The 1290-nt window shown below is 62.4% G+C and carries 2 protein-coding genes; both read left to right on the top strand.

The features are described 5' to 3' along the window. Nucleotides 1–905 (top strand): succinylglutamate-semialdehyde dehydrogenase (locus HX846_RS36225; protein ID WP_178967349.1); only part of this gene is annotated, 905 nt, incomplete at its 5' end. Between the two features lie 94 nt (nt 906–999). After that, the coding region (locus tag HX846_RS36220; RefSeq protein ID WP_178967348.1) for an N-succinylarginine dihydrolase at nt 1000–1290 on the top strand (291 nt) is incomplete at its 3' end.

Raw genomic sequence — 1290 nt, 5'->3', positions numbered from 1 at the left:
CCGGCCTGCCGGCGGGCGTGTTGAACCTGCTGCAAGGCGCACGGGAAACCGGGATCGCCCTGGCGGCGAATCCGGGCATCGACGGTCTGTTCTTCACCGGCTCCAGCCGCACCGGCAACCATCTGCACCAGCAATTCGCCGGGCGCCCGGACAAGATCCTCGCGCTGGAAATGGGCGGCAACAACCCGCTGGTGGTGGACGAAGTGGCCGATGTGGATGCGGCCGTGTACACCATTATCCAGTCGGCGTTTATCTCCGCTGGCCAGCGTTGCACCTGTGCCCGTCGCCTGCTGGTGCCGGAAGGCGCCTGGGGCGATGCGTTGCTCGCACGCCTGGTGGCGGTGAGCTCGACCATCGAAGTCGGCGCATTTGACCAAACGCCGGCGCCGTTCATGGGCTCGGTGATTTCCCTCGGTGCTGCCAAGGCGTTGATGGATGCCCAGGAATTGCTGTTGGCCAATGGCGCCGTGGCGCTGTTGGAAATGACTCAACCCCAGGCCCAGGCTGCGTTGCTGACGCCGGGGATTATCGATGTGACCGAGGTTACGGAACGCGCTGACGAAGAGCTGTTCGGCCCACTGCTGCAAGTGATCCGCTACGCTGATTTCGAGGCGGCGATTGCCGAGGCCAACAACACTCAATACGGCTTGGCGGCCGGGTTGCTGTCGGATTCCGAGGCGCGTTACCAGCAGTTCTGGCTGGAAAGCCGTGCCGGGATCGTCAACTGGAACAAACAGCTGACGGGTGCTGCGAGCAGCGCGCCATTTGGCGGGGTAGGGGCTTCGGGCAACCATCGCGCCAGCGCCTATTACGCGGCGGACTATTGCGCGTACCCGGTGGCCTCCCTTGAGACCCCGAGCCTGGTGCTACCGGCGACGTTAACCCCGGGTGTGACGCTGATCTAAATGTGGGAGCGGGNNCCCGCTCCCACACTTGATTTGTGGTGTGTTCAAGTAATTTGATGCCTATAAAAATACAGATGTTCGTGGAGCCTCGCCGATGAAATCCTGTGAAGTCAATTTTGACGGTCTAGTGGGGCCGACCCATAACTACGGCGGCTTGTCCTACGGCAACGTCGCGTCCCAAAGCAACAGCCAGCAGTCCTCCAACCCGAAGGAAGCTGCGCTGCAAGGCTTGGCGAAGATGAAGGCCCTGATGGAAATGGGCTTTGTGCAAGGTGTGCTGGCGCCCCAGGAACGTCCGGATGTGGCCGCCTTGCGCAACCTCGGTTTTGCCGGCACCGACGCACAAGTCATCCAGCAGGCCGCCAAGCAAGCCATGCCGCTGCTG

The organism is Pseudomonas sp. K5002 (genome assembly GCF_013386655.1).
Classification (GTDB): domain Bacteria; phylum Pseudomonadota; class Gammaproteobacteria; order Pseudomonadales; family Pseudomonadaceae; genus Aquipseudomonas.
Note: the sequence above shows the minus strand (reverse complement) of the source record. Positions and strands in the feature narration are given on the sequence as shown.